We start from the raw sequence: 20,327 nt of genomic DNA, 5'->3' as shown, positions 1-20,327 counted from the left end.
CGCCAGACGGTCGGCACCGTCGCGGCGGCCCGCACCGACTGCGCGTCGACGGTGCCCGCAGTGGCCGGACGGTCACCCACTCCGCGTCCGTCAGGCCTGACGGACGCCGGCGCAACCGGTCCGGATGGTCGGCCGCGTTGCCGTACACGTGGGCGAGGCAATCACACGATTCACGCGTCGGGGTGCTCCGGCAGGGCGAGCCAGTCCGACCAGGAGATCTCACGGCCGAGGAAGCGCGGCCGCTCGAACGGCCAGTCGGCGGCGATCCACTGCGGCACCAGCGCGTCGAGGGCCTGCTCGACCTCGCTGCCCACCAGCTCGTCCACCACCCACCAGGAGATCTCGCCGTCAGCGCCGACCCTCTCCGGTGGGTCGATGTAGACACAGCCGAGCAGAGCCGTCTCCGCCGCGTCGAACAGCGCGTAGTTGAAGGACTGGTGTGCGGCGATCTCCTTCTCGTGCCGCAACAGGTCGGCCCGGTCGGCCTCGTAGGTCATGGTGGCCGCGGGCCAGCCCCAGGCCGGACCGAAGATGGTCCACAGGCGCTCGCGCGAACCCATCACGGCCGCATAGTCGAGCGGGGTGTCCGCCTCCCGGATCGGCCGCAGGTGATGGGCACCGCCCGGCAGCGGTACCAGGACGGGGTGGACGAAGTCATCGGGAAGCCAGCTCATGGCGCCCGACGGTAGCAGCGCGCGGCCGTCCGGGCCCCGGGTTTTCCCCCGCATACCGCCAGGCCCTGCCACCGACCTCGGGCAGCAGTCCCCGCGTCGTGCCGCTGCCCCTCCGGCGGCGGCCCGGTCAGGGGGAGAGAGGGCCGTTCGGCTCGGCTACGGCGGTGACGAAGCGGCTCCAGGCCGCGTCGGGGAGCGTCAAGAGGCCCCGGTCCGGGGCCTTTGAGTCGCGGACCGGCATGAGGCCGGGGATCTTTTCGGCGGGGACCTGGAGGCATTGGCCGCCGCCGGCGCTGTGGGTACTGCTGCGCCAATAGGTTATGCAGAGGGAATATTGGGTCGGCATGGGTATAGCTCCTCAACTACCTTGGTAATGAACTGCCGTGTCGCCTCTTGGTCCAGTGCGAGCTGATGCAAGTGATCGTAGAGGTTGTTGAGAGCCGTGATGGCCGAGTGGCCACTGATAAACAGGCCGTCAGTAGTGCCCTGCGGGTGCCATGCGCCTCGGTGGCCGTTCGGGTCTTCCCACATGGTCACGAAGCCGACATCGTTGACGCCGCTGCCGACGCCGAAGGGGAGGACGCGGAGGTCGATGTTCGGCTCGTGGGATCGTTCGACCAAGTAGAGCAGTTGGCGGCGCATGGACTGCTCATTGCCGATCATGTCGCGCAAGACCGCTTCGCGAAGGACGATGCCAAGTCTGGGAGCGTTGGGTCGGAGCATGATTTCGCAGAGTTTCGCGCGAAAGGCCATCTTCTCGTCGAGGTCGCCGCCATGGCGGCTCATGCCGGCTTCCAGGGACAGACGGATGTGCTCTTCGGTTTCCAGCAGGGGCGGAGTCCAGAAGGAGCAGATCTGTCGAATCGTGGCAGCCTTGGAGTGTTTGGCCAGGTACTTTATGACGCGCCCGGCGTCGGGGTTGTCGTCCATCTCGTCGCGGAGCTTGAAGATGTCCCCTTCCGCGTCCAGTGCCCGGTCGATGCGGAGGGTGACGTCGCGGCGGGGGATGTGAGTGCCCCTCTCGAAGTGCGAGATGGCCGTGTGGCCGAGGGCGACCTCCCTGCCGAGATCCTTCTGCAGCCAGCCCTTGGCGAGCCGACGCGCCCTGATCGCCTCGCCCAGCTCGGCCACGCGCCTCTGGTACGCGGTAAACGGCGTGCGTTCAGGCATGGTTGCGTCCCCCACAAAGAGCCGGTTCCTCAGGGTCTGGACGGCAGAGCATAGGGGTGGAGGCGGAAGCCGGTCAGGGGAATCGTGCGGCCGGCACCGTAACGGCTGATGCTGTGTTCGATTGTTGCCGTCATGATGCCCGGTCGGCGGCGCCGCACACGCCGGTTCGGTCCCGCCGGGCAGGAACTCGCCCACCAAGGGGGCCGGTTCGAGCAGGGTGTCGATCAACCGCCGTCGGTGCGGGGCGCCGGGGGCGCCGTTCATCCGCCTGAGGTTCATGCCGGATCAGTCGGCGTTCGTCCGCCCTTGGGCGCGATCCCGGCGCCACTCCCGCAGCCTCTGCCACGCCTCCAGCCCGTCCGGTACCCACTGCCACTCCGGCAACCGCCGCGCGACCTCGTCCTCCGGCAGGAAGGCGTACCAGTCCACCTCCTCCGCCTGGGGCCGGACCTCCAGGTCGCAGCGGACCTCGTAGACGGCCGACCACCAGCCGCCGTGCTCGTCCGAGCGGTAGAGGAAGCGGAAGAGGGGGGTGGGGGCGGGGAGGCCCGTGACGCCCAGTTCCTCCTCCGCCTCGCGGAGGGCCGCCTCGTCGTACGTCTCGCCGGTGCCCAGGACGCCGCCGACGAAGAGGTCGTAGTGCGAGGGGAAGATCAGCTTCTGGGCGGTGCGGCGGTGGACGAAGAGGCGGCCGGCCGCGTCGCGTACCTGGACGAAGGTGCAGCGGTGGAGGAGGCGGCGGGCGTAGATCTCGGCTCGGGGGGCCTGGCCCACGACCCGGTCCTGTTCGTCCACCACGTCCAGGATCTCGTCCGCCGAGAGGGGCTGAGGGTGATCGCTTCGGTCGGTCATGGGGCCATTCAAGCGAACCGGCTCAGCGCGGCTGGAGGTCCCGTAGTTCCGGTGCCGCCGTGCCCGACGGCATCGCCGGATGGCGGCCGATCAGGACGATGCCGACGACGATCGCGGCGATGCCGGCCGCCTCCCAGGCCAGCGCGCCCGGCGTAGTCCGCAACTGATCGCCGAGGAAGCCCACGCCGCAGGCGATGCCCGCCAGGGGCTGGGCCGCGGTGAGGGCGGGCAGGGACATCCGCAGGGGGGCGGTCTCGAAGGCGCTCTGGACGAGGACCAGGCCGGTGACGCCCAGGGCCAGGACCACGTACGGCTGCCAGCTGATCACCAGGGCCGCCCAGCCGCCGTCGCGGAAGCGTTCGCCGCTGACCCGGGTGAGGGCGTCCTGGAGGCCGTACATCAGGCCGGCGGCGACGGCGAGGGTCGCGGCCTCGGCGCTCATCCGGAGGTGTTTGGAGACGGCCGCCAGGACCAGCGCGCCGCCGACCACCAGGCCGAAGATCAGCCAGTGTCTCAGCGGGTCGGAGACCGACTCGCCGCCGTGCGGGCGGCCGGCCACGATGAACGCGGTCACGCCGCCGGCCAGCAGCCACAGGCCGCCCCAGCCCGTCCAGCCGAGCGGCTGCTTGGTCTGCCAGCGGGAGAGGGCCATGGCGAAGAGGAGGTTCGTCGCGAGGAGCGGCTCGACCAGGGAGACCTCGCCGCCGCCCAGGGCCACCGCGCCGAGCGCCATGCCGCACACCATGAAGCCGATCCCCGCCAGCCAGCGCGGCATCCGCACCAGGTCCAGCAGCAGCCGAAACGAGAGGAAATCGCTCATGGGGGCCCGCTGTGCCGCGTTCTGCTGGAGGACGAACCCGACACCGAGGCAGAAAGCCGCGCTCAGGGCGAAGGCGAAGACCATACGTCGCGCACCTCAAGACCTGCCGGTCAGCAGCGGATTGACCAGGGAGACGATAGTCGCCGCACGGACGGTACGAGGTCCGAGTACCCCGCTTTCGGACGTTCATCCAGACCGGAGCGGAGGGGACCACATCGGCCTTGACGGGAAGCTGTGACTAACGCTTTGCTGTGCGTGATCACATGGGACGCACGCCGCGGAGGACGTTCGACGATGACCCCTCCACCCCCCTTGGGCCGCTCTCGGCTGGGGGGCGGGCCGACCTTCGACTCCGCACTCGACGACGCCGAGCTGGTCACCGTCCGTGATGAGCTGGCCCGGGGGCGGTGGGCCGAGACCCGCCGGCTCCTCGCGGACACCGGCGACGATTGGGACCTGCGCGGCCACCGCCTCACCGTCCTCGCCGAGGTGTCCACCAGCACCGCCTGGGGGCGCGAGTGGCTGCTCGCCGAGCCCGACAGCGCCGATGCCGCCGCCCTGCTCGCCTGCGCCGCCGTGCACCGCGCCGTACACCGTAAGGGCGACGCCGAGAACGCCCGCGCCCTGTGCCGGGCCGCCGCCCGGATGGCCCCCCGCGACCCCACCCCCTGGCTGGGACTGCTCCTCCTGGCCCGCGCCGGCGTCACCGACGACGAGCCCTCCCGCTGCTTCGGCCAGGTGCGCGCCCGGCACCCCGAGCACCACCACGCCCACCACCTCATGGCCGCCTGCCTGGCCGGGCACAAGGCCGAGCTCGACGACCCCCTGCACGAGGTCTACGACTTCGCCGCCTGGGCCGCCGAGCAGGCCCCCGCCGACTCCCCGCTCGCCCTGCTCCCCGTCGTCGCGCACGCCGAGCGCTTCCGCGCCCTCGCCCGCGCCGGCACCCTGCCGCGCGACCCGGGCGCCTCCGGGCACTGGGCCGGGCGGCGGGCCCGCCAGGTGCTCAAGACCGCCTTCGACTGGTGGCTGGAGTGGGACGTGAATGACACGGATGACGCGCCTGAGGCGGGTGGGGTCCAAGGGGTTCCCCGTCCAGGTCAGCGGCCCGCCACCCCGCCGCACCCCCGGCACAAGGTCGACCTGAACTTCCTCGCCCACGCCAAGCTCCACGAGGGCCGGCTCGCCGAGGCGGCGGCGCTGCTCATCCGGATCGGCCCGCACGTCACCCGGGCGCCCTGGGCCTACCCCGACCGGGACCCCAAGGCCGCCTACCGCGCCGCCCGGCGGGCCGCCCTGGGCTCCCGGTGAGCGTCTCGGTAAGCGTCCGGTGAGCGCAGCACACACATCCCCCCGCAACCCACCCCAGTGAGGACGGCCCCGCATGCCAACCGGCAGGACGACTTCAGGCAAGACGGCACCAGGCGAGATCAGCACCTTCAAGGGACAGGAGAGGAGCCTGCGCGCCGACCGCATCGGCCTGGCCGGCCTCCTGATGTCCGTCGTCGCCGCCAGCGCGCCGCTGATGGTGACCACCGGCGGCATGCCCGTCACCTTCGGCGTGCTGGGAGTCGTCGGCTCGCCCCTGCTGTACGTCATCCTCGGGCTGATCCTGCTCCTCTTCAGCTTCGGCTACGCCGAGATGAGCCGCCACGTCCACAACGCGGGCGCCTTCACCGCGTACATCGCCCGCGGTCTCGGCGGCACGGCCGGCGCCGGCTCGTCCATCGTCGCCCTGGTCTCGTACAGCGCCATGCAGTGCTGCATCTACGGCCTCTTCGGCTTCGAGCTGTCCAACCTGCTCCAGCGGCACCTGGACCTGACCGTCGCCTGGTGGATACCCGCCCTGATCGCCGTCGTGGTGGTCGGCGTCCTCGGCTGGCTGAAGATCGACCTGAACGTGAAGGTGCTCGGCGTCCTGCTGCTGATCGAGGTCGTCATGGTCCTCGTCTTCGACGTCGCCGGCCTCGGCTCGCCCGGCCCCGAGGGCGTCTCGCTGCGCGCCTTCCACCCCGACACGCTCTCCGGCGCCGGCCTCGGCACCGCGTTCTGCGGCACCATCGCCTCCTTCGTCGGCTTCGAGCAGGCCGCCGTCTACTCCGAGGAGACCAGCCGCCCGCAGGTCGTCGTCGCCCGCGTCACCTACCTGGCCGTCGGGTTCATCGCCGTCTTCTTCGCGATCAGCGCCTGGGCGCTGACCGTCGCCGCCGGACCGTCGAAGATCCACGAACTCTCCCTCGCCGAGGGCCCCAACCTCCTCTTCGGGCTCACCGAGGACCGGCTCGGCTCCGGGTTCACCGACGTGATGCACCTCTTCTACGTGACCGGCATGTTCGCCGCGATGCTCAGCTTCCACAACGTCGTCGCCCGCTACGCCTTCGCCATGGGCCGCGAGGGGCTGCTGCCCGCCGCCGTCGGCCGCACCTCCCGCACCAGCGGCGCGCCCGCCCACGGCTCGCTGCTCCAGAGCACCGTGGCGCTGCTCGTCGTCATCGTCTTCGCCGCCACCGACGACAAGCCCACCGGCGACCCGACCGCACCCGTCCTGCGGCTGTCCAACTGGCTGGGCAACGTCTGCGCGCTGGGCGTCACCGTGCTGATGATCGCCGCGTCCGCCGGCGTGATCGTCTTCTTCGTGCGGCGCGGCGCCGCACGCGCCCAGGCGTGGCGGCTCGTCGCCTCCGGCGTCGCCGGCCTGGCCCTGACGGTGATCGCCGTGATCACGGTCAGGGACTTCGACGCGCTGGTCGGGTCCGGGCCCGACTCGCCGCTGCGCTGGCTGCTGCCCGGCATCGTCCTCGCCGCGCTGGTCGCCGGGCTGGTGCTGGGGGCCGTCCTGAAGTCCGTACGGCCCGAGGTGCACGCGCGGATCGGGCTCGGGAACGAGGCGTTCCAGCTGGAGAAGGCGGCCGAGAGCGCTGGGAACAAGGCCGCCGGGCGGGCCTGAGCTCGTCCGGCGCTCCGGGCCCGCGCGGGTCCGGAGCGCCGTGCCGGGGGGCGGCGCGGGCATCAGAGACCGCGCCGCCCCCGCCCGGTTCACCCCGCGGCCGCCGCGTCCCGCCGGGACACCAGCCGCTCCACCAGGTCCACCACGTCGCCCACCGTGCGGACGTACGCCAGCTCCTCGCGCTCGACCTGCTGGCCGAGGTCCCGCTCCAGGACGGTGATCAGCTCGACGTAGTCCATCGAGTCGACCCCGAGGTCCTCGCGCAGATCGGTGCGGAGGTCCTCGACGTCCTCCCTCGGCACCACCACGGCCTCCGCGAGCAGGCTGATCACCCGCTCCTCGATCTCGGCCCGGTTCATGGCCGCCTCCTCGTCTGTAGGGCTGGGGGTCACGGCTTCGACGGGCGCTCGGGCAGCGGCACGCCGGCCACCGCCAGGGCCTTCGGCGACAGTTCGTCGCGCTGCCAGCCGAGCGAGGAGAAGCGGCTCAGGCCGTCGCCCTCGTTGTTGTGGCCCAGCAGCACCGAGTACAGGTTCACCGTCTCCGGCTCCTGGAGCTGCTCGGCGAACGGCACGTCCTCGAACCGGGTCACCCGGCGGTGGCGGACGAGCAGCGAGCCGTACCGGCGGTCGTAGTCCTCCGGCGTGAACGTCAGCACACCGCACTGGCCGTCGACCGCGCCCGGGTCGACGCTCTCCCGGTAGGTGCGGATGACGGAGTGGCTGCCGTTGACGAACCGGAAGATCGTCAGGTTGCGCCGGAACGCCGAGTGGTCGACGGCGATCTGCTGGACGAGCGTCGGCACGATGTCCGGCACCATCGCGGCCGTGCCGTCGCCGGTGAACGAGATGACGTTCTCGTCCCGGCGGGTCGCGATGCCCGGCAGCGCCATCAGCCCGTCGCCCATCAGCCCGCGCCCGTACCAGCCGGAGAACGACGGGCTGGTGCGCGGCAGGCTGTTGACCGCCGACAGGCCGGCCCGGCCGATGTCGTAGACGCCCACGTAGCGGTAGTCCTGCTCGCGGATCAGCCCGTCGAGGACGCCGCGCAGCCGCCGGAAGAAGTGGTTGGTGGTCATGGGCAGCACCGGCAGCAGGCCGATGACGTCGCCGTCCGAGTCGCGGGACGCGGCGATGGCCGCGCGGCGGAACGCCAGCACCTCCGGGTCGACGTCCAGCCGCTCGCGCAGGGTGCGCAGCACGCCCTCGATGTCGGCGACGACGCCGAGGCCGGTGAACGGCGCCCGGTCGACCTCGCGTTCGACGATCTGGACGGGGGCGAGTTGCCGCAGGGAGATCTCCGAGAAGGGCGTGTCGATCTGCGGTATCGGGGTGCCGACGAACATCACCGCCTGCTCGTCGCCCGGCCGCAGCGCGCCGTCCTTGTACAGGTACTCGAAGACGCGCGGCGAGTAGCCGTACATGCTGAGCGTGCCGATGTACTCGTCGACGGTCCCGCCGTCCCGGTAGCGGCTGACGGTGCCGGGCTGGGCCACCGAGTCGGCGAGGCCGATGCCCGCCTCCCGCGCCAGCTCGTACATCAGCTCCAGGGCCGGGCCGCTCAACGGGCCGACCTGGCACAGCAGTCTGCGGCGCTCGGTGTTGAGCAGCGTGACCAGCCGGTCGACCTCGGGGGAGCGGACCGCCTCGACGGCCGGGCGCGGCGGGACCCGGGGGATCTCGGGCCGCTGGTCGTCGGGGAGCGTGGTCTGGAGGACGTCGCGCGGCGCGATGATCATGACCGGGCCCTTGCCGGCCGAGTACGCCTCGAACGCCTCGGCGAGGCCGCGCGCGATGTCGGCGGACCGGGGGATGTGCACCACCGGGAAGCCACGGGCGAGCAGCGAGGGGCGGCTGTCCTCGGTGAGGTGCATGGTGCCCTGGAAGGGGTGCCAGGCGTCCAGCTTGGAGTCGCAGCAGACGATGAAGCCGCGGGTGCCGACGGAGATGTGGTTGGCGAGCGTGCCGCGGAACTCCTCGTGCATGCCGCTGGTCGCCACGATCGCGAACGGCGCGCCGTCCAGCGTCCACCGGGCCAGCGCCGAGCAGGCGAGGCTGTGCTCGCTCGGACCGCGCACGATCGGGTTGCCGTTGCCGACGGCCCGCCGCTCGATGTCGTCGATGAACGTCGCCACACCGGAGCCGGTGTAGTAGTGCAGGCCCCAGGCCGAACCCGCCTCGGCGGTGAGGAAGTCGGCGAGCGCGTCGGCCATGGTGCTGGTCTTCAGGGCCGGCCGCAGCCGCCGGTTGGAGTGCAGCTGCACGGAGTCGACGAACGCGCAGGCGAGGTCGGCGGTGGCCACCCACTCCTCGTCGGGCGCCCAGCGCGGGGTGAACAGCTCGACCGAGTAGAAGCTCTCGATGTCCGGGTCCGTGTAGACGTGGACGGTGTACGGGCTCGGCTCGAACTCCACGGCGTCGCCCAGCGACGCGGCCAGCTTGACCAGCCGGGTGTTGAGGTCGTCGGGGGCGGTCACCCGGTAGCGGAGCTCCTGGTGGTCGACGACCAGCAGGCTGAGCACGGCCTTCGCGCCGTCGGCCGCCTCGGTGACGGCGCTCTCCACGCCGGCCAGCGAGTCGGTCGTGACCAGGGTGAACCGGTCCTCGGGGGCGACCAGGTCGAGGAAGCGCAGGCCGCGGTCGACGACCTCACGGTAGGCGTCGGTGCCGTCGTGGCCGGCCGGTGCGACCGGGGTGACGACGTCGCGCGCGCCGGCCAGGTCCCGCAGCGCGCGGGCCGCCGCGGGGCCCATGACGTCACCGTCGGAGACGACGACCACCAGCCGCCGGAGGCCGCCGGAGTGAGGGTTTTCGGGCATCGGGCACATCCCAACGGTAGTTGTGTTCTCGGATTGCCGGGGGAGGGGCGGCGGGTCAGGCGAAGGGGGCCGGGGAACCCGTGTCGCGGAGCCGTACGACGGCGGACCAGAGGGCGTTCCCCGGCTGCCGCGGATTGGCCTCGGGAAGCCGCGAGACGAGCCGCATCAGCAGGGAAAGGCGGCGCCATTTCGCCGCCGCGGACAACTGCGTGCCGACGCGTTCCACGGCCCAGCCGGCCCGTTCGAAGAAAGCGACTCCGTCGTCCGGCGCGAATACCACCGGGGCGTTGTTCTCCCGGCTCGCCCGGGCCGAAAGCCTGCGGATGAGCGGGCCGATGACGTCGGCCGTCCACCACGTCACCCGACAGGATTTCAGATCCGCCGAGAGGGCGTGGACCTCGGACGCGTCCAGATATAGCAGAAGCCCTTCCGTGATGACGAGCGTCCGGCCGTCTCCGGCTGTCGCCTCCGTCAGGAAGGCGCGGCGGGCGGTGGTGTCGGTGAGGTCCACGGCGGTGCGGGAGAGGGCGCAGCGCGGCTTCTCTGCGGCCAGCAGCCGCTCCTTCTCCTCGATGATCCCGGGCAGGTCGGCCTCGATCCACTCCAGGGAGGAGGGCAGGTCAAGGCGGTAGGGACGGGTGTCGAAGCCCGCCGCGAGGTTGATCACGCGGGTGCAGCCGTCCGCCACGGACTCCTCGACCAGCAGGTCGATGAGCTTGGTCCTGGCGATGAAGAACCAGCCGTTGCCGAAACCCCGCCGGGCCTCCTCGGCGATCACCCGGCCGCGCTCCCCGGCCAGCATGGCCGCGTGCGGATCACTGAACAGCCGGTCCCGGCGGGCGGATTCCCGGGCCCGGTACTCGGCGACCCAGCGCGCGGTATCCGAGACATTGTCGATAACCGGTTTCCGCTCGCCTGCGCGGACCCGTTCAGGGGAACCGAGAGGTTTCAACTGCCTTTCCTCCTGGGGAGTTTGTGAGCCATCCGTTACTCTGCTGTATCGTCTGCGTCCGTCAGCCGAAGGAGTTCGCGTCATGACCGTTCCGCGTGCGCGTCGCGTCGAAGTTCCGCAATCCCTCCGGAAAACCGAGGAATTCACCGACCCCCACTACGCCTCGGCCTACGCGATACCGGTCGACGACGCCGGGTCCCGGACGCCGGAGGAGTGGGCGCGGTCGGCGATCGAGGAGGCCCCGGCCTTCCTGCGCTTCTTCCTGCGCTTCGGGTGGACGAAGGTGCTGGGGCTGCGGATGGGACCGAAGTCCGGGTCCGCCGAGCACGTCCTCGGGTGGCGCATCACGGAGTCCGCTCCGACCGCGCTGACCATGGACGGGCACTCGGGCCTGTTCTCCGCCTACAACGTGGTGCTCGTCCAGGACTCCACGCTGGTGTGGGCCACCTCGCAGCACTTCAAGGGGCGCGGGGCAGGCCTGCTGTGGGGGCTGGCCCGGCCGGTGCACCAGATCGCGGTGCCCTACCTGCTCCGGCGCTCCTGCAAGGCGCGGCTGCGGGCCGCCGGCCGGGCGTAGGGCCGGCCGGGACGGCCGGGCCGTTCGGGCCGTCCCGATCCGCCGGCTCATGCGGGGCCGGCGGAGGTGCCGGGGGCGCCTGGGGTGCCTGAGGTGCCGGGGACGTCCGCGGTCCCACCGTCAGGGCCGGAAGCCTCCTCGCGGCGGCCGGAAGCGCCCCCGCCCGGGCCGCCCCGCCACCGTACGGCCGCCGCCGAGGCGAAGTCGCCCGCGTGCGCGAAGCCCGACATCACCACCAGGTCCCCGGCGCGCAACCGCCCCTCCCGCGCGGCCAGATCGAGCGTGATCGGCACGGCCGCGCCGTAGAGGTTCCCGTAGCGGTCGAACGTGTCGAGGTGGCGCTCCGCCGGAAGCCCCAGCGCGCCGCGCCAGTTCTTCAGGAAGATCCGGTTGGGCTGGTTGGTGACCAGCACGTCGATCGCGGTCGCCGGCACCCCGAGGTCCGCGCACAACTTCCCGACCAGCTCGGGCACCAGACGGTTGCCGCGCTCCAGGATCTCGGTCTGCCGGGACGCGTCGAAGGCGATGTCCATCTGACCGCCGCCCGGCTCCCAGTACTTGCGCCCGTCCGGCGTCCGCAGCCCCAGGTCGAAGGAGTGCTCCGGAACGTTCAGCGTGCGCACCCCCAGGATCGGCGAACCGGCGCCCGCCACCAGGTACGCGACGCCGCAGCCGTCCCCGGGCACGGCCGCGTGCGGCTGCCGGCGCACCTCGGACTGGGCGAAGACCTGCCCCGCGGTGTTCTGCACGTTGGCGATCAGCGCGGTGCGCGCCCCGCCGCCCGCCATGATCTTCTGGGCCAGCGCCATCATGTACATGAACGAGCCGCAGCCCGCGTTGTGCAGGTCCACGATCCACTCGGGGCTGATGCCGAGCCGGTGCGCCGCCTGCGCCCCGACACCCATGAACGCCTCGTCCGGCAGCAGGACGTTGGTGAGCAGGACGTCGACCTGCCCGGCCGGGTCCACGCCGAGCCGCTCGAAGACCGGCCGGGCCGCCTTGGCGATCATGTCGGCCGCCCGCTCGTCCCGCGCGACGTGGTGACGGGTCGCGGGCACCTTGAACAGGGGCGCCTCGGCGAGCGGGTCGACGGGCGCGTCCGGGTCCCGGAAGAACTCGGGGCCGACCACGTTCTCGGGTAAGTAGCTGCCGAAGTCGACGATGCCGACGTTGCCGGCGGAGCCGTCGGGCTGCATGGCGGGTCCTTTCGACGCCTGCTCACGGCCGGTGCGGCCGGCCCGCGGCGGACGGCTCGGTGCCGGGGCAACTCGGTGCCGGGGCATGCCGGGTCCAGGACGGGCACGTGCTCGGTCCGAGCCGCTCGTACCGAGCAAGGAAAACACTTCGATCCCTTTTTCGCCAGCAATCCGCCGCGGTTGATGATCATTGCCCTAAAGGGCAATGGAGGGCTGTCGGGTGGCTGGGTATGGTCGGTACACCCATGCCGGAGCCACTGGTCACAAGGACCGTGGCGGTATCCGTTCCCGGCCGGGACACCGGACGGCCGGAAGCGGCCGCGGCGTTCGCGGGCGGGGCGGGAGGAGTGGGCACGGGAGCGTGCGCGAAAACGCGCACGGAAAGGTTCGGGATCGCGTACAGCGGCGTCCGGAAAAACCGCTGGAATTCTTCCGGGTGCGGGCTTCGTGGATATCCACCGGCGTGGAAGTCCACCGGCATCCGTACCGCCGTTCCGTACGGCATCCGCCACGGGACACCGCGACACCGCGGACCCACCCTCCCCCATCGCACGCGATCCAGGGCATTCAGACACCGCGCACCAGAAGACATCGGAAAGGCCGTCACGTGATCACTGCTGAAGAGGTCTGCGCCCGCATCGCCAAGAAGCTCGGCGGCAAGGCGGACGCGCATGTGCTGAACGCCGACACCGCCTTCGACTCCGTCGGTCTGTCCAGCCTGCAGATCGCCGACATCGTCTACTCGATCGAGGACGACCTGGACATCGAGTTCGACCCGTCCAAGGCGGCGAGCGTGAAGACCGTGGGCGACCTGGTGCGGCTCGCCGAGGAGACCAAGTCGGGCAGCGCCGCGTGACGGCGGCCGTCTCCCCGGGCTACTCGGGCGCCACGGCGGAGGCCATCCGCCACCACTACGACCTGTCCAACGACTTCTTCGCGCTGTGGCTGGACGCGTCGATGACCTACACCTGCGCCCTGTGGGACGACGGTCCGGACGCGGCGTCCGACACCCTGGAGGCGGCCCAGCGGCGCAAACTGGACCACCTGGTCGAGGGGGCGCGGGCGGCCGGCGCCGGGCGGGTGCTCGACGTCGGCTGCGGCTGGGGCAGCCTGCTGGAACGCCTGGTCACCGAGCACGGCGTGGGGCACGCCGTGGGCCTCACGCTCAGCGACAGCCAGGCGGAGCTGCTGCGCGGGCGCGCCCTGCCGCGCACCGAGGTGCGGGTCGAGAACTGGCTCGACCACGAGCCGGCGGAGCCCTACGACGCGATCGTCTCCATCGGCGCGTTCGAGCACTTCGCCCGCACCGGCCTGAGCCGCGCCGAGCGCGTCGCGGCCTACCGGGAGTTCTTCGAGCGCTGCCGGTCCTGGCTGCCCGCGGGCGGCCGGATCGCCCTCCAGACGAACGTCAAGGGCAACAACGTCCGGATGGACAAGCAGACCGTCCGCGACCTGATGTTCATCATCGACCACATCTTCCCGGAATCCGAGATTCCGGCGCTGGCCGAGGTGCTGGAGGCCGCGGAGAAGCGTTTCGACGTGGTCCGGCTGCGCAACGACCCGGACCACTACGCCCGGACCTGCGGGGAATGGCTGAACCGGCTCCGGGCGCACCGGGAAAAGGCGGTCGCCCTCGCCGGGGAGAAGAACGTCGCCGACTACGAGCGGTATCTGGGCGCGACGGTCGGGCATTTCACCAACCGCCACCTAGGTCTTTCGCGCATCGTCTTCGAAGCCGTCTGAGCGATCGCCCGAGAAGGCGCCGGAAAAACCGGTCGGTAAACCGACGGGCGGGCCGTTGAGGAGCACTCATTGAACGCGTACAAGCATGTCGTGTACTGGCACGACACGGAACCGGTCACCCCCGGCCCGCCCCTGCGGGAATCCGTCGAATGCGACGTCTGCATCGTGGGCGGCGGATTCACCGGACTGTGGACGGCCTATTTCCTGAAGGAAGCCGAACCGGCCCTCGACATCCGCATCGTCGAGGCCCACCACTCCGGTTACGGAGCCTCGGGCCGCGCCGACGGATTCGTCACCCCGACCATCGGCAAGGACATCCAGGCGCTCGTCAGGGAATTCGGCGAGCAGCGCGCCCTGGAGGCGTCCCAGGCGGTCGGCCGGTCGATCCTGGAGATCGGCCGCTTCACCCGCAAGAACAAGGTCGACGCCGAGTACGAGGCCACCGACTACCTGATGGTGGCCACCGACGCCGCCCAGCTCCGGCGGCTGGAGGAGGACCGCGAGCTCGCCATCCGGCTGGGCGCCGCGCCCGCCGAGATCATGTCCCGCGACGAGGCGATGTCCGTCGTCGGCTCGCCCGCCATCGCGGCCGGCATGCGGACCGGCGGTGCGCTGGTCAACCCGTTCAAACTGGCCCGCGGGCTGGCCCGGGTGGTCCGCGAGAAGGGCGTCACGCTCTACGACCGGACCCCCTGCCTGCGCGTCGAGCCGGGCGTCCGGCCCGTCGTCGTCACCGCCGGCGGCCGGGTGAAGGCCGACAAGGTGGTCCTCGCCACCAACGTCCACATGGACGCCTTCCCGCCGTTCCGCCGCAAGGTCGTGCCGATCTGGACGTACGCCATGGTGAGCGAGCCGCTCACCGACGCCCAGCTGGCCCGCGTCCCGTGGGCGGGCCGGGAGGGCCTGGTCGAGGCCAAGTCCCTGCTCACCTGCGCCCGGTTCACCCACGACAACCGGATCATGTTCGCCGGCGGCCCCGCCCCCTACTACTGGGGCCGCGACAAGCGGCAGCGGAACATGAACCGGCCCGAGGTCTACCGCGAGATCCACCGGGAGTTCCTGCGCTTCTTCCCGATGTGGTCGGACGTGGAGTTCAGCTACGCGTACGGCGGGACGGCCGACGTCGTCCGCGACTACGCGCCGCACTTCGGCACCCTCGCCGGCGGCCGGATCCTCTACGGGTACGGCTACTGCGGCAACGGCATCGCCGCCACCCACACCGGCGGCAAGGTCCTCCGCGACCTCACGCTCGGCAAGGACACCCCGCACTCGCGGCTCCTCTTCGTGGACGACGGACAGCGCCGCCCGCCCGCCTCGTTCCCGCCCGAGCCCGCCCTGTACGTCGGGGCCCGCGCGGCGACGCGGCTCATGAACTGGAAGGAGTCGCGGCCGTGACCGCCCCCCGTACCGCCCTGCTCACCGGCGCCACCGGCGTCGTCGGCCGCTCCCTGCTCCGCGAACCCGGGGCCGTCCGCCTGCTGCCGGCCGCCCGCTCGGCCGCCGTACCGGACGCGGCCGAGCCCGTCGTGCCCTGCGACGTCACCCGCGAGCGGTTCGGGCTCGACCCCGACGCGTACGCCGCACTCGCCGCCCGCGTCGACGTCGTGATCCACTCCGCCGGCCTGACGGAGTGGGGGCTGCCCGCCGAGCGCTACGCGCCCGTCAACGTCGAGGGCACCCGCCGGGTGATCGAGTTCGCCCGGGAGGCGGGCGCGCCCGTGCACTTCATGAGCACGGCCTTCGTCGCGGCGCTCGCCGACACCGCCCCCGTGCCGCTGCGCACGGAGAACGTGTGCCGGAACTACATCACCTCCAAGCACACCGCCGAGGAACTGCTGCGCTCCTCCGGCGTACCGCACGCCATCTACCGCCCCACCAACCTCATCGGCGACTCGGTCACCGGCTGGACCTCCCAGCCGCAGATCGTCCAGCAGATGTCGGACTGGCTGGGCCGCGGCCGGGCCCCCTTCCTGCCCGTCCACCCGGGCATCCGGATGGACTTCGTCCCGCAGGACCTGCTGTCCAAGGCGGTGCTCCGGGCCGTCGAACGCGGCGACGACGAAGGCGAGTGGTGGGTCACCCTGGGCGCCGAGGCCATGGACGTCGAGACCTGCGTCCAGGTAGTGCTCAAGCAGGCGGCCGAGCGTGGACGGCAGTTGACCGTCCCGCCGCTGCTGGACGCCGACGGCCTCGCCCCCGAGGTCATCGCCGAACAGCCGCCGATGACTCGCTCGTACCTGTCCGTGCTGCGCGACGTCAGCGAGGTCACGCGGTGCAGCGGCGGCGTCCTGCCCACGTCGATGCCCGAACTCCGGGACCGCTACGGCCTGCCGGCGATCGACGACACGGCCGCCTACGCCACCACCCTCGCCTACGCGGCCCGGCACCTCGCCTGAACGACCGCGCGCCGCGAGGACGTCGGCCCCCGACCACGAACCCCAACGGAGGACACAGCGATGACCGAAGCCACCGGCGCGGCCGAAGCCACCGACGCCTGGACCCCGCCGGACCTGTCGGGGAAGGTGGCCGTCGTGACGGGCGCCAGCCGCGGCGTGGGCCGCGGCATCGCCCTCGCCCTGGGCGCCGCGGGCGCCACCGTCTATGTCACGGGCCGCAGCACCCGCGGCGGCGCCCGCACCGAGGACCTGCCCGGCACGGTCGACGACACTGCCGACGAGGTCACCGCGCGCGGCGGCAAGGGCGTGGCCCTCCGCTGCGACCACGGCACCGCCGCCGACAACGAGGCGCTCGCCGACCGGATCCGCGCCGACCACGGCCGGCTCGACCTGCTCGTCAACAACGCCTGGGGCGGCTACGAACGCTCCGCCGACGTCCGTTTCGACGCCCCCTTCTGGGACCAGCCGATGTGGCGCTACGAGTTGTTCGAGGCGTCGCTGCGCGGGCAGTACGACGTCACCCGGCGGCTCGTCCCGCTGATGTTCGAGCAGGACGGCGGCCTGGTGGTGGGCATCAGCTTCACCGACGGCGACATCTACCTCGGCCAGGTCGGCTACGACGTGTTCAAGTCCGCCGCCGACCGGATGTGCCGCGGCATGGCGTCCGACCTGCGCAAACGCGGGGTCGCCGCGCTGTCGCTGCACCCGGGCTTCGTCCGCACCGAACGGGTGGCCGCCGCCTGGGAGTTGATGGGAAGCGGCCCGGCGGCCGTGGTGCACTCCCCGGAGTACGTGGGCCGGGCCGTCGCCGCGCTGCTCGCCGACCCGGCGGTCGGCGAGAAGTCGGGGCAGGTGCTCAGCACCGGCGACCTGGCGGTCGAGTACGGCTTCGCGGACGTGGACGGCCGGCGTCCGCCGGCGTTCCGCCTGGAGGGCCGGATGAGCCTGGCCACGCGGATGCACCGGCTGACGAAGGCCGTCGACGGCGCGGCGCGGGGGTAGCGGCCGGGGGGGGGGGGCGGTGGCCGGGCGCAGCGGCCGGGGCCGGACGGGTCACCGGCACCGCGGCCGGTACCGGTGACCCAGTTTTTTTACGTGTTCTTTTATCTGGAGAGGACCGTTTCCGTGGAGGAGGTGCCGCCCGTGTCTCCCGTACCGCTACGTCAGGTCCGCATCCGCCCGGTCGGCGCGCAGCTCGTCGGCCCACTCGGCCGACAGCAGCGCCGCCTCCACCCGGGAACGCAGCCCCAACTTCCTGGTGATGCTGGTCAGATGTGCCTTGACGGTGCGCTCGGCGATGCCCAGCCGGCGGGCGATGGCAACGTTGCCCTCACCGCTCGGCAGCACGCTCAGCACCTCGCGCTCCCGCGGGGTGAGCGCCCGCAGGGCGGATCTCGGCACCCCCGTGCCCTTGCCGGCGCCCGGCAGTGCGGTGGCGCCCCGTCCGGGAGCCGCGATCGCGGACGGTGCCGTGACCGTGGACGGTGCGGTGATCGTGGACGGTGCCGCGACCGTGGCCGGTCCGGTGGCGGTCTGCTCGGCGGTCGGCTCGACGAGACGTTTCGGCAAAGGGTTCACCCCGTGTTCCCCGTTCATGTGCTCCCCAACTCCTCAAGGGAATGTCCGCCGAAAGAGGAGGGGTCGGAGGTCTGTAAGAGGCGGTCGAGCCTCACGGCGCGCGCATACGTCGGCGCCGTTCTGCGGAGTCGCGGAAAAACGGACACGATCGGCCATTCCCCCTTCGGCCTGATGTCGATCGGCGCGGCCTCGCGGGCCGCCCTTACTAGCGGTAGGCCACCCCTTCGTCAACCGTTCCCCGCGGTCGTCGGAGGGGCCGGGTGCCTATCGCAACTCCCGGGCTGTGATCCAACTTTGAAATGTGTTCGACCGGGACCTGGTGGTGCTTGCGGGCGATTCGCCCCGCTCGCGAAGCCTAGGGCGACCAGGGGCCCGATACAAGGTTTCGGATCATGCCCGGAGACCCGGCCGGCCCGGCCGCGGCGGGACGCCGGACGGCGCCGTCCGGCACGCCGAGTGTCCGGCGGTAACCCCGGCGCGGCACCGCACGGCGGCGCCTCCGCCCACCGGCGGTCGCGACCGCACCCCTCCGTCAGAACGGCGGGCCCGGGCCACGAGCCCGTCCCGCCGTCCCCCGCCGCTGACCCGACGAGGTGACCTCACCTTGACCACGCCGCCCCCCTCTCCGCAGCCCGCCGCCGGTGCGACGGGCTCCCGCATCGCGGCCGTCGCCGGCGTCCGCCCCGAGCGGATCGTCGACAACGCGACGCTCGGCGCGCCCCTCGGCGTCACCGCCGAATGGATCGAACGCCGCGTGGGCATCCGCGAACGCCGCTTCGCGGGCGCGCACGACTCGGTGCAGTCCATGGCCGCCACCGCGGCCGGCAAGGCCCTCTCCGCCGCCGGCCTCACCCCGGCCGACATCGACCTGCTGGTCCTCGCCACCTGCTCGCTGCCCTCGCCCATGCCCAACGGCGCGGCCTCCGTGGCCGCGCTGCTCGGCGTGCCGCGGATCGGCGCCTTCGACGTCAACGCCGCCTGCGCCGGGTTCTGTTACGCGCTCGGTGTCGCCGACGGACTGGTCCGTTCCGGCACCAGTCGGCGCGCCCTGGTCATCGGCGCCGAGCGGATGACCGACTGGGTGGACCCCACCGACGTCGACACCGCGACCGTCTTCGCCGACGGCGCCGGCGCCGCGGTCGTCGTCGCCGACGAACGCCCGGGCATCCACCCGGTCGTCTGGGGCGGCGACGGCGACCAGGCCGGCCTGGTCGCCATCCCCGGCCGGCACGGCAGCGTCACCATGCAGGGCCAGGCCGTCTACCGCTGGGTCACCACCGAACTCGTCGCCGTCGCCGAGGAGGCGTGCGCCCGGGCCGGCCTGGCCCCCACCGAACTGCGGGGGTTCGTCACCCACCAGGCCAACCTGCGCATGATCGAGCGGCTGGCCGAACGGCTGGGCGCCGACCACGCCGCCGTCGGCCGCGACATCGTCCACACCGGCAACACATCCGCCGCCTCCGTCCCGCTCGCCCTCTCCCGCCTCATCGACCTCGGCGAGGTGCGGTCCGGTGACCCCGTGCTGCTCATGGGCTTCGGGGCGGGCCTCAGCTACGCCGCGCAGGTCGTCCGCTGCCCCTAGGCCGGGCCCTGGCAGGGCCTCGCAGGGCCTTGGCCAGGGGCGGGGGCCGGGCGCGGCACGGCGACCGGAACAGAGCCGAACCCAAGAGCACGTCGACAAGGGGATGCACGTGAGTACTGCGGAATCCGACGGCAACCACACCGCCGGCTCCCTCGCCGGGCAGGTGGCCGAGGCCGCGCCCGGCGACCGGCTGCGCAGGATCCTGGACGCCGTGCTCGCCGAGACGGCGGACCTCCTCGGCCGGACGCCCGACACCATCGATCCGCACCGCGCGTACCTCGACTACGGCTACAACTCGCTGGCCGCGCTGGAACTCACCGGCCGGCTGAGCCGGGCCTTCGGCCTCGACCTGCCGCTGACGCTGCTGTTCGACCACCCCAACCCGCAGGCGGTGGCGGGCAACCTGCTCGACCGGCTCGGCCTGGCGACGGCTCCCGTCGACGAAGCGGCCGACGCACTCGAAGCGGAAGCGGAAGCGGAACCGGAACCGGAATCCGACGACGACCCCGTCGTCGTGGTCGGCATGGCCTGCCGCTACCCCGGCGACGCCGACTCGCCCGCGGCGCTGTGGCGGCTCGTCGCCGAGGGCCGCGACGCGATCACCGGCTTCCCCGAGGACCGCGGCTGGCCCCTCGACGAGCTCCACCACCCCGACCCGGACCACCCCGGCACCACGACCACCCGGCACGGCGGCTTCGTCCGCGGCGCCGCCGACTTCGACGCCGAGTTCTTCGGCATCAGCCCGCGCGAGGCCCTGGCCATGGACCCGCAGCAGCGGCTGCTCCTGGAAGGCACCTGGGAGGCGTTCGAGGACGCCGGCATCGACCCCGCCGACCTGCGCGGCTCCCGCACCGGGGTGTTCGCCGGCGTCTCCGGCGTCGACTACAGCTACGTCACCCACGCCGACGGGAGCAACCTCCAGGGCTACTGGGGCATCGGCACCCTCCCGGCCGTCGCCTCCGGCCGGGTGGCCTACACGTTCGGCTTCGAGGGCCCGGCCCTGACGGTCGACACGGCCTGCT

Annotated in this window: 20 protein-coding genes; 10 read left to right on the top strand and 10 right to left on the bottom strand. The window is 72.2% G+C overall.

Translation table 11 applies throughout. From position 1 onward, the window contains the following. Positions 1–170: 170 nt before the first annotated feature. The 5 genes from JNW98_RS25485 to JNW98_RS25465 all read right to left on the bottom strand — a co-directional run bounded on the left by JNW98_RS25485 (position 171) and on the right by JNW98_RS25465 (position 3,600). Positions 171–674 carry a GNAT family N-acetyltransferase gene (locus JNW98_RS25485; protein WP_223770641.1) on the bottom strand — a complete coding sequence of 168 codons (504 nt, stop codon included), beginning with the start codon at positions 672–674 and terminating at the stop codon, positions 171–173. A 127-nt stretch (positions 675–801) separates the two neighbouring features. Next, positions 802–1,020 (bottom strand): DUF397 domain-containing protein, encoded by a 219-nt coding sequence (locus tag JNW98_RS25480; RefSeq protein ID WP_223770640.1) that lies wholly within the window; start codon positions 1,018–1,020, stop codon positions 802–804. Beyond that, positions 993–1,844, bottom strand: coding sequence for a helix-turn-helix domain-containing protein (locus JNW98_RS25475; protein WP_223770639.1), 852 nt, complete (start codon positions 1,842–1,844; stop codon positions 993–995). The genes JNW98_RS25480 and JNW98_RS25475 overlap by 28 nt, the downstream gene beginning before the upstream one ends. Positions 1,845–2,129: 285 nt before the next feature. Continuing rightward, on the bottom strand, positions 2,130–2,696 hold the full coding sequence (locus tag JNW98_RS25470; RefSeq protein ID WP_223770638.1) for an NUDIX hydrolase: 567 nt from the start codon (positions 2,694–2,696) through the stop codon (positions 2,130–2,132). 22 nt (positions 2,697–2,718) lie between these two features. After that, entirely contained in the window at positions 2,719–3,600 is an 882-nt protein-coding gene (locus JNW98_RS25465) for a DMT family transporter (RefSeq protein ID WP_223770637.1), read from the bottom strand. A gap of 210 nt (positions 3,601–3,810) precedes the next feature. On the opposite strand from JNW98_RS25465, the gene JNW98_RS25460 reads away from it, so the two are divergent. Together JNW98_RS25460 and JNW98_RS25455 are read left to right on the top strand one after the other, a co-directional pair. After that, positions 3,811–4,827 carry a hypothetical protein gene (locus JNW98_RS25460; protein WP_223770636.1) on the top strand — a complete coding sequence of 339 codons (1,017 nt, stop codon included), beginning with the start codon at positions 3,811–3,813 and terminating at the stop codon, positions 4,825–4,827. 73 nt (positions 4,828–4,900) lie between these two features. After that, complete coding sequence (locus JNW98_RS25455; RefSeq protein ID WP_223770635.1) at positions 4,901–6,463, top strand: APC family permease; 1,563 nt, start codon at positions 4,901–4,903, stop codon at positions 6,461–6,463. A gap of 89 nt (positions 6,464–6,552) precedes the next feature. On the opposite strand, the gene JNW98_RS25450 is transcribed toward JNW98_RS25455, so the two are convergent. The 3 genes from JNW98_RS25450 to JNW98_RS25440 are packed head-to-tail and all read right to left on the bottom strand — an operon-like array spanning position 6,553 to position 10,233. Continuing rightward, positions 6,553–6,822: an acyl carrier protein gene (locus JNW98_RS25450; protein WP_223770634.1), complete on the bottom strand. Its 270-nt coding sequence runs from the start codon at positions 6,820–6,822 to the stop codon at positions 6,553–6,555. 29 nt (positions 6,823–6,851) lie between these two features. Further along, on the bottom strand, positions 6,852–9,281 hold the full coding sequence (locus JNW98_RS25445; protein ID WP_223770633.1) for a hypothetical protein: 2,430 nt from the start codon (positions 9,279–9,281) through the stop codon (positions 6,852–6,854). 55 nt (positions 9,282–9,336) lie between these two features. Further along, on the bottom strand, positions 9,337–10,233 hold the full coding sequence (locus tag JNW98_RS25440; protein WP_223770632.1) for a class I SAM-dependent methyltransferase: 897 nt from the start codon (positions 10,231–10,233) through the stop codon (positions 9,337–9,339). A gap of 82 nt (positions 10,234–10,315) precedes the next feature. On the opposite strand from JNW98_RS25440, the gene JNW98_RS25435 reads away from it, so the two are divergent. Next, entirely contained in the window at positions 10,316–10,810 is a 495-nt protein-coding gene (locus tag JNW98_RS25435; protein WP_223770631.1) for a DUF2867 domain-containing protein, read from the top strand. Positions 10,811–10,857: 47 nt separating this feature from the next. Here JNW98_RS25435 and JNW98_RS25430 read toward each other — a convergent pair whose 3' ends face one another. After that, positions 10,858–12,006: a 3-oxoacyl-ACP synthase III family protein gene (locus JNW98_RS25430; RefSeq protein ID WP_223770630.1), complete on the bottom strand. Its 1,149-nt coding sequence runs from the start codon at positions 12,004–12,006 to the stop codon at positions 10,858–10,860. Positions 12,007–12,613: 607 nt separating this feature from the next. Between JNW98_RS25430 and JNW98_RS36700 the strand changes: the two genes are divergently transcribed. The 5 genes from JNW98_RS36700 to JNW98_RS25405 all read left to right on the top strand — a co-directional run bounded on the left by JNW98_RS36700 (position 12,614) and on the right by JNW98_RS25405 (position 17,147). Then, on the top strand, positions 12,614–12,862 hold the full coding sequence (locus JNW98_RS36700) for an acyl carrier protein (protein ID WP_004946046.1): 249 nt from the start codon (positions 12,614–12,616) through the stop codon (positions 12,860–12,862). Continuing rightward, positions 12,859–13,749 (top strand): SAM-dependent methyltransferase, encoded by an 891-nt coding sequence (locus JNW98_RS25420; protein WP_223770629.1) that lies wholly within the window; start codon positions 12,859–12,861, stop codon positions 13,747–13,749. The genes JNW98_RS36700 and JNW98_RS25420 overlap by 4 nt, the downstream gene beginning before the upstream one ends. A 69-nt stretch (positions 13,750–13,818) precedes the next feature. Beyond that, positions 13,819–15,144, top strand: a complete 1,326-nt coding sequence (locus tag JNW98_RS25415; RefSeq protein ID WP_223770628.1) for an NAD(P)/FAD-dependent oxidoreductase — start codon at positions 13,819–13,821, stop codon at positions 15,142–15,144. Continuing rightward, positions 15,141–16,145, top strand: coding sequence for an SDR family oxidoreductase (locus JNW98_RS25410; protein WP_223770627.1), 1,005 nt, complete (start codon positions 15,141–15,143; stop codon positions 16,143–16,145). The genes JNW98_RS25415 and JNW98_RS25410 overlap by 4 nt, the downstream gene beginning before the upstream one ends. 60 nt (positions 16,146–16,205) lie before the next feature. Next, complete coding sequence (locus JNW98_RS25405; protein WP_223770626.1) at positions 16,206–17,147, top strand: SDR family NAD(P)-dependent oxidoreductase; 942 nt, start codon at positions 16,206–16,208, stop codon at positions 17,145–17,147. Between the two features lie 156 nt (positions 17,148–17,303). Here JNW98_RS25405 and JNW98_RS25400 read toward each other — a convergent pair whose 3' ends face one another. Continuing rightward, on the bottom strand, positions 17,304–17,714 hold the full coding sequence (locus JNW98_RS25400) for a helix-turn-helix domain-containing protein (protein ID WP_223770625.1): 411 nt from the start codon (positions 17,712–17,714) through the stop codon (positions 17,304–17,306). A gap of 613 nt (positions 17,715–18,327) precedes the next feature. On the opposite strand from JNW98_RS25400, the gene JNW98_RS25395 reads away from it, so the two are divergent. Then, complete coding sequence (locus tag JNW98_RS25395; RefSeq protein WP_223770624.1) at positions 18,328–19,305, top strand: beta-ketoacyl-ACP synthase III; 978 nt, start codon at positions 18,328–18,330, stop codon at positions 19,303–19,305. Between the two features lie 109 nt (positions 19,306–19,414). After that, positions 19,415–20,327 (top strand): acyl carrier protein (locus JNW98_RS25390; protein ID WP_223770623.1); only part of this gene is annotated, 913 nt, incomplete at its 3' end.

This window comes from Streptomyces huiliensis (assembly GCF_020037025.1).
GTDB classification, from domain to species: Bacteria; Actinomycetota; Actinomycetes; order Streptomycetales; family Streptomycetaceae; genus Streptomyces; species Streptomyces huiliensis.
This window is presented reverse-complemented; position numbering and strand designations above follow the sequence as displayed.

What these genes read in the sequence shown, in the direction of transcription:
- JNW98_RS25460 (WP_223770636.1), top strand. Translation starts at nt 3,811, where the DNA reads ATGACCCCTCCACCCCCCTTGGGCCGCTCTCGGCTGGGGGGCGGGCCG.
- JNW98_RS25475 (WP_223770639.1), bottom strand. Translation starts at nt 1,844, where the DNA reads ATGCCTGAACGCACGCCGTTTACCGCGTACCAGAGGCGCGTGGCCGAG.
- JNW98_RS25430 (WP_223770630.1), bottom strand. Translation starts at nt 12,006, where the DNA reads ATGCAGCCCGACGGCTCCGCCGGCAACGTCGGCATCGTCGACTTCGGC.
- JNW98_RS25445 (WP_223770633.1), bottom strand. Translation starts at nt 9,281, where the DNA reads ATGCCCGAAAACCCTCACTCCGGCGGCCTCCGGCGGCTGGTGGTCGTC.
- JNW98_RS25485 (WP_223770641.1), bottom strand. Translation starts at nt 674, where the DNA reads ATGAGCTGGCTTCCCGATGACTTCGTCCACCCCGTCCTGGTACCGCTG.
- JNW98_RS25465 (WP_223770637.1), bottom strand. Translation starts at nt 3,600, where the DNA reads ATGGTCTTCGCCTTCGCCCTGAGCGCGGCTTTCTGCCTCGGTGTCGGG.
- JNW98_RS25455 (WP_223770635.1), top strand. Translation starts at nt 4,901, where the DNA reads ATGCCAACCGGCAGGACGACTTCAGGCAAGACGGCACCAGGCGAGATC.
- JNW98_RS25435 (WP_223770631.1), top strand. Translation starts at nt 10,316, where the DNA reads ATGACCGTTCCGCGTGCGCGTCGCGTCGAAGTTCCGCAATCCCTCCGG.
- JNW98_RS25480 (WP_223770640.1), bottom strand. Translation starts at nt 1,020, where the DNA reads ATGCCGACCCAATATTCCCTCTGCATAACCTATTGGCGCAGCAGTACC.
- JNW98_RS25470 (WP_223770638.1), bottom strand. Translation starts at nt 2,696, where the DNA reads ATGACCGACCGAAGCGATCACCCTCAGCCCCTCTCGGCGGACGAGATC.
- JNW98_RS25405 (WP_223770626.1), top strand. Translation starts at nt 16,206, where the DNA reads ATGACCGAAGCCACCGGCGCGGCCGAAGCCACCGACGCCTGGACCCCG.
- JNW98_RS25450 (WP_223770634.1), bottom strand. Translation starts at nt 6,822, where the DNA reads ATGAACCGGGCCGAGATCGAGGAGCGGGTGATCAGCCTGCTCGCGGAG.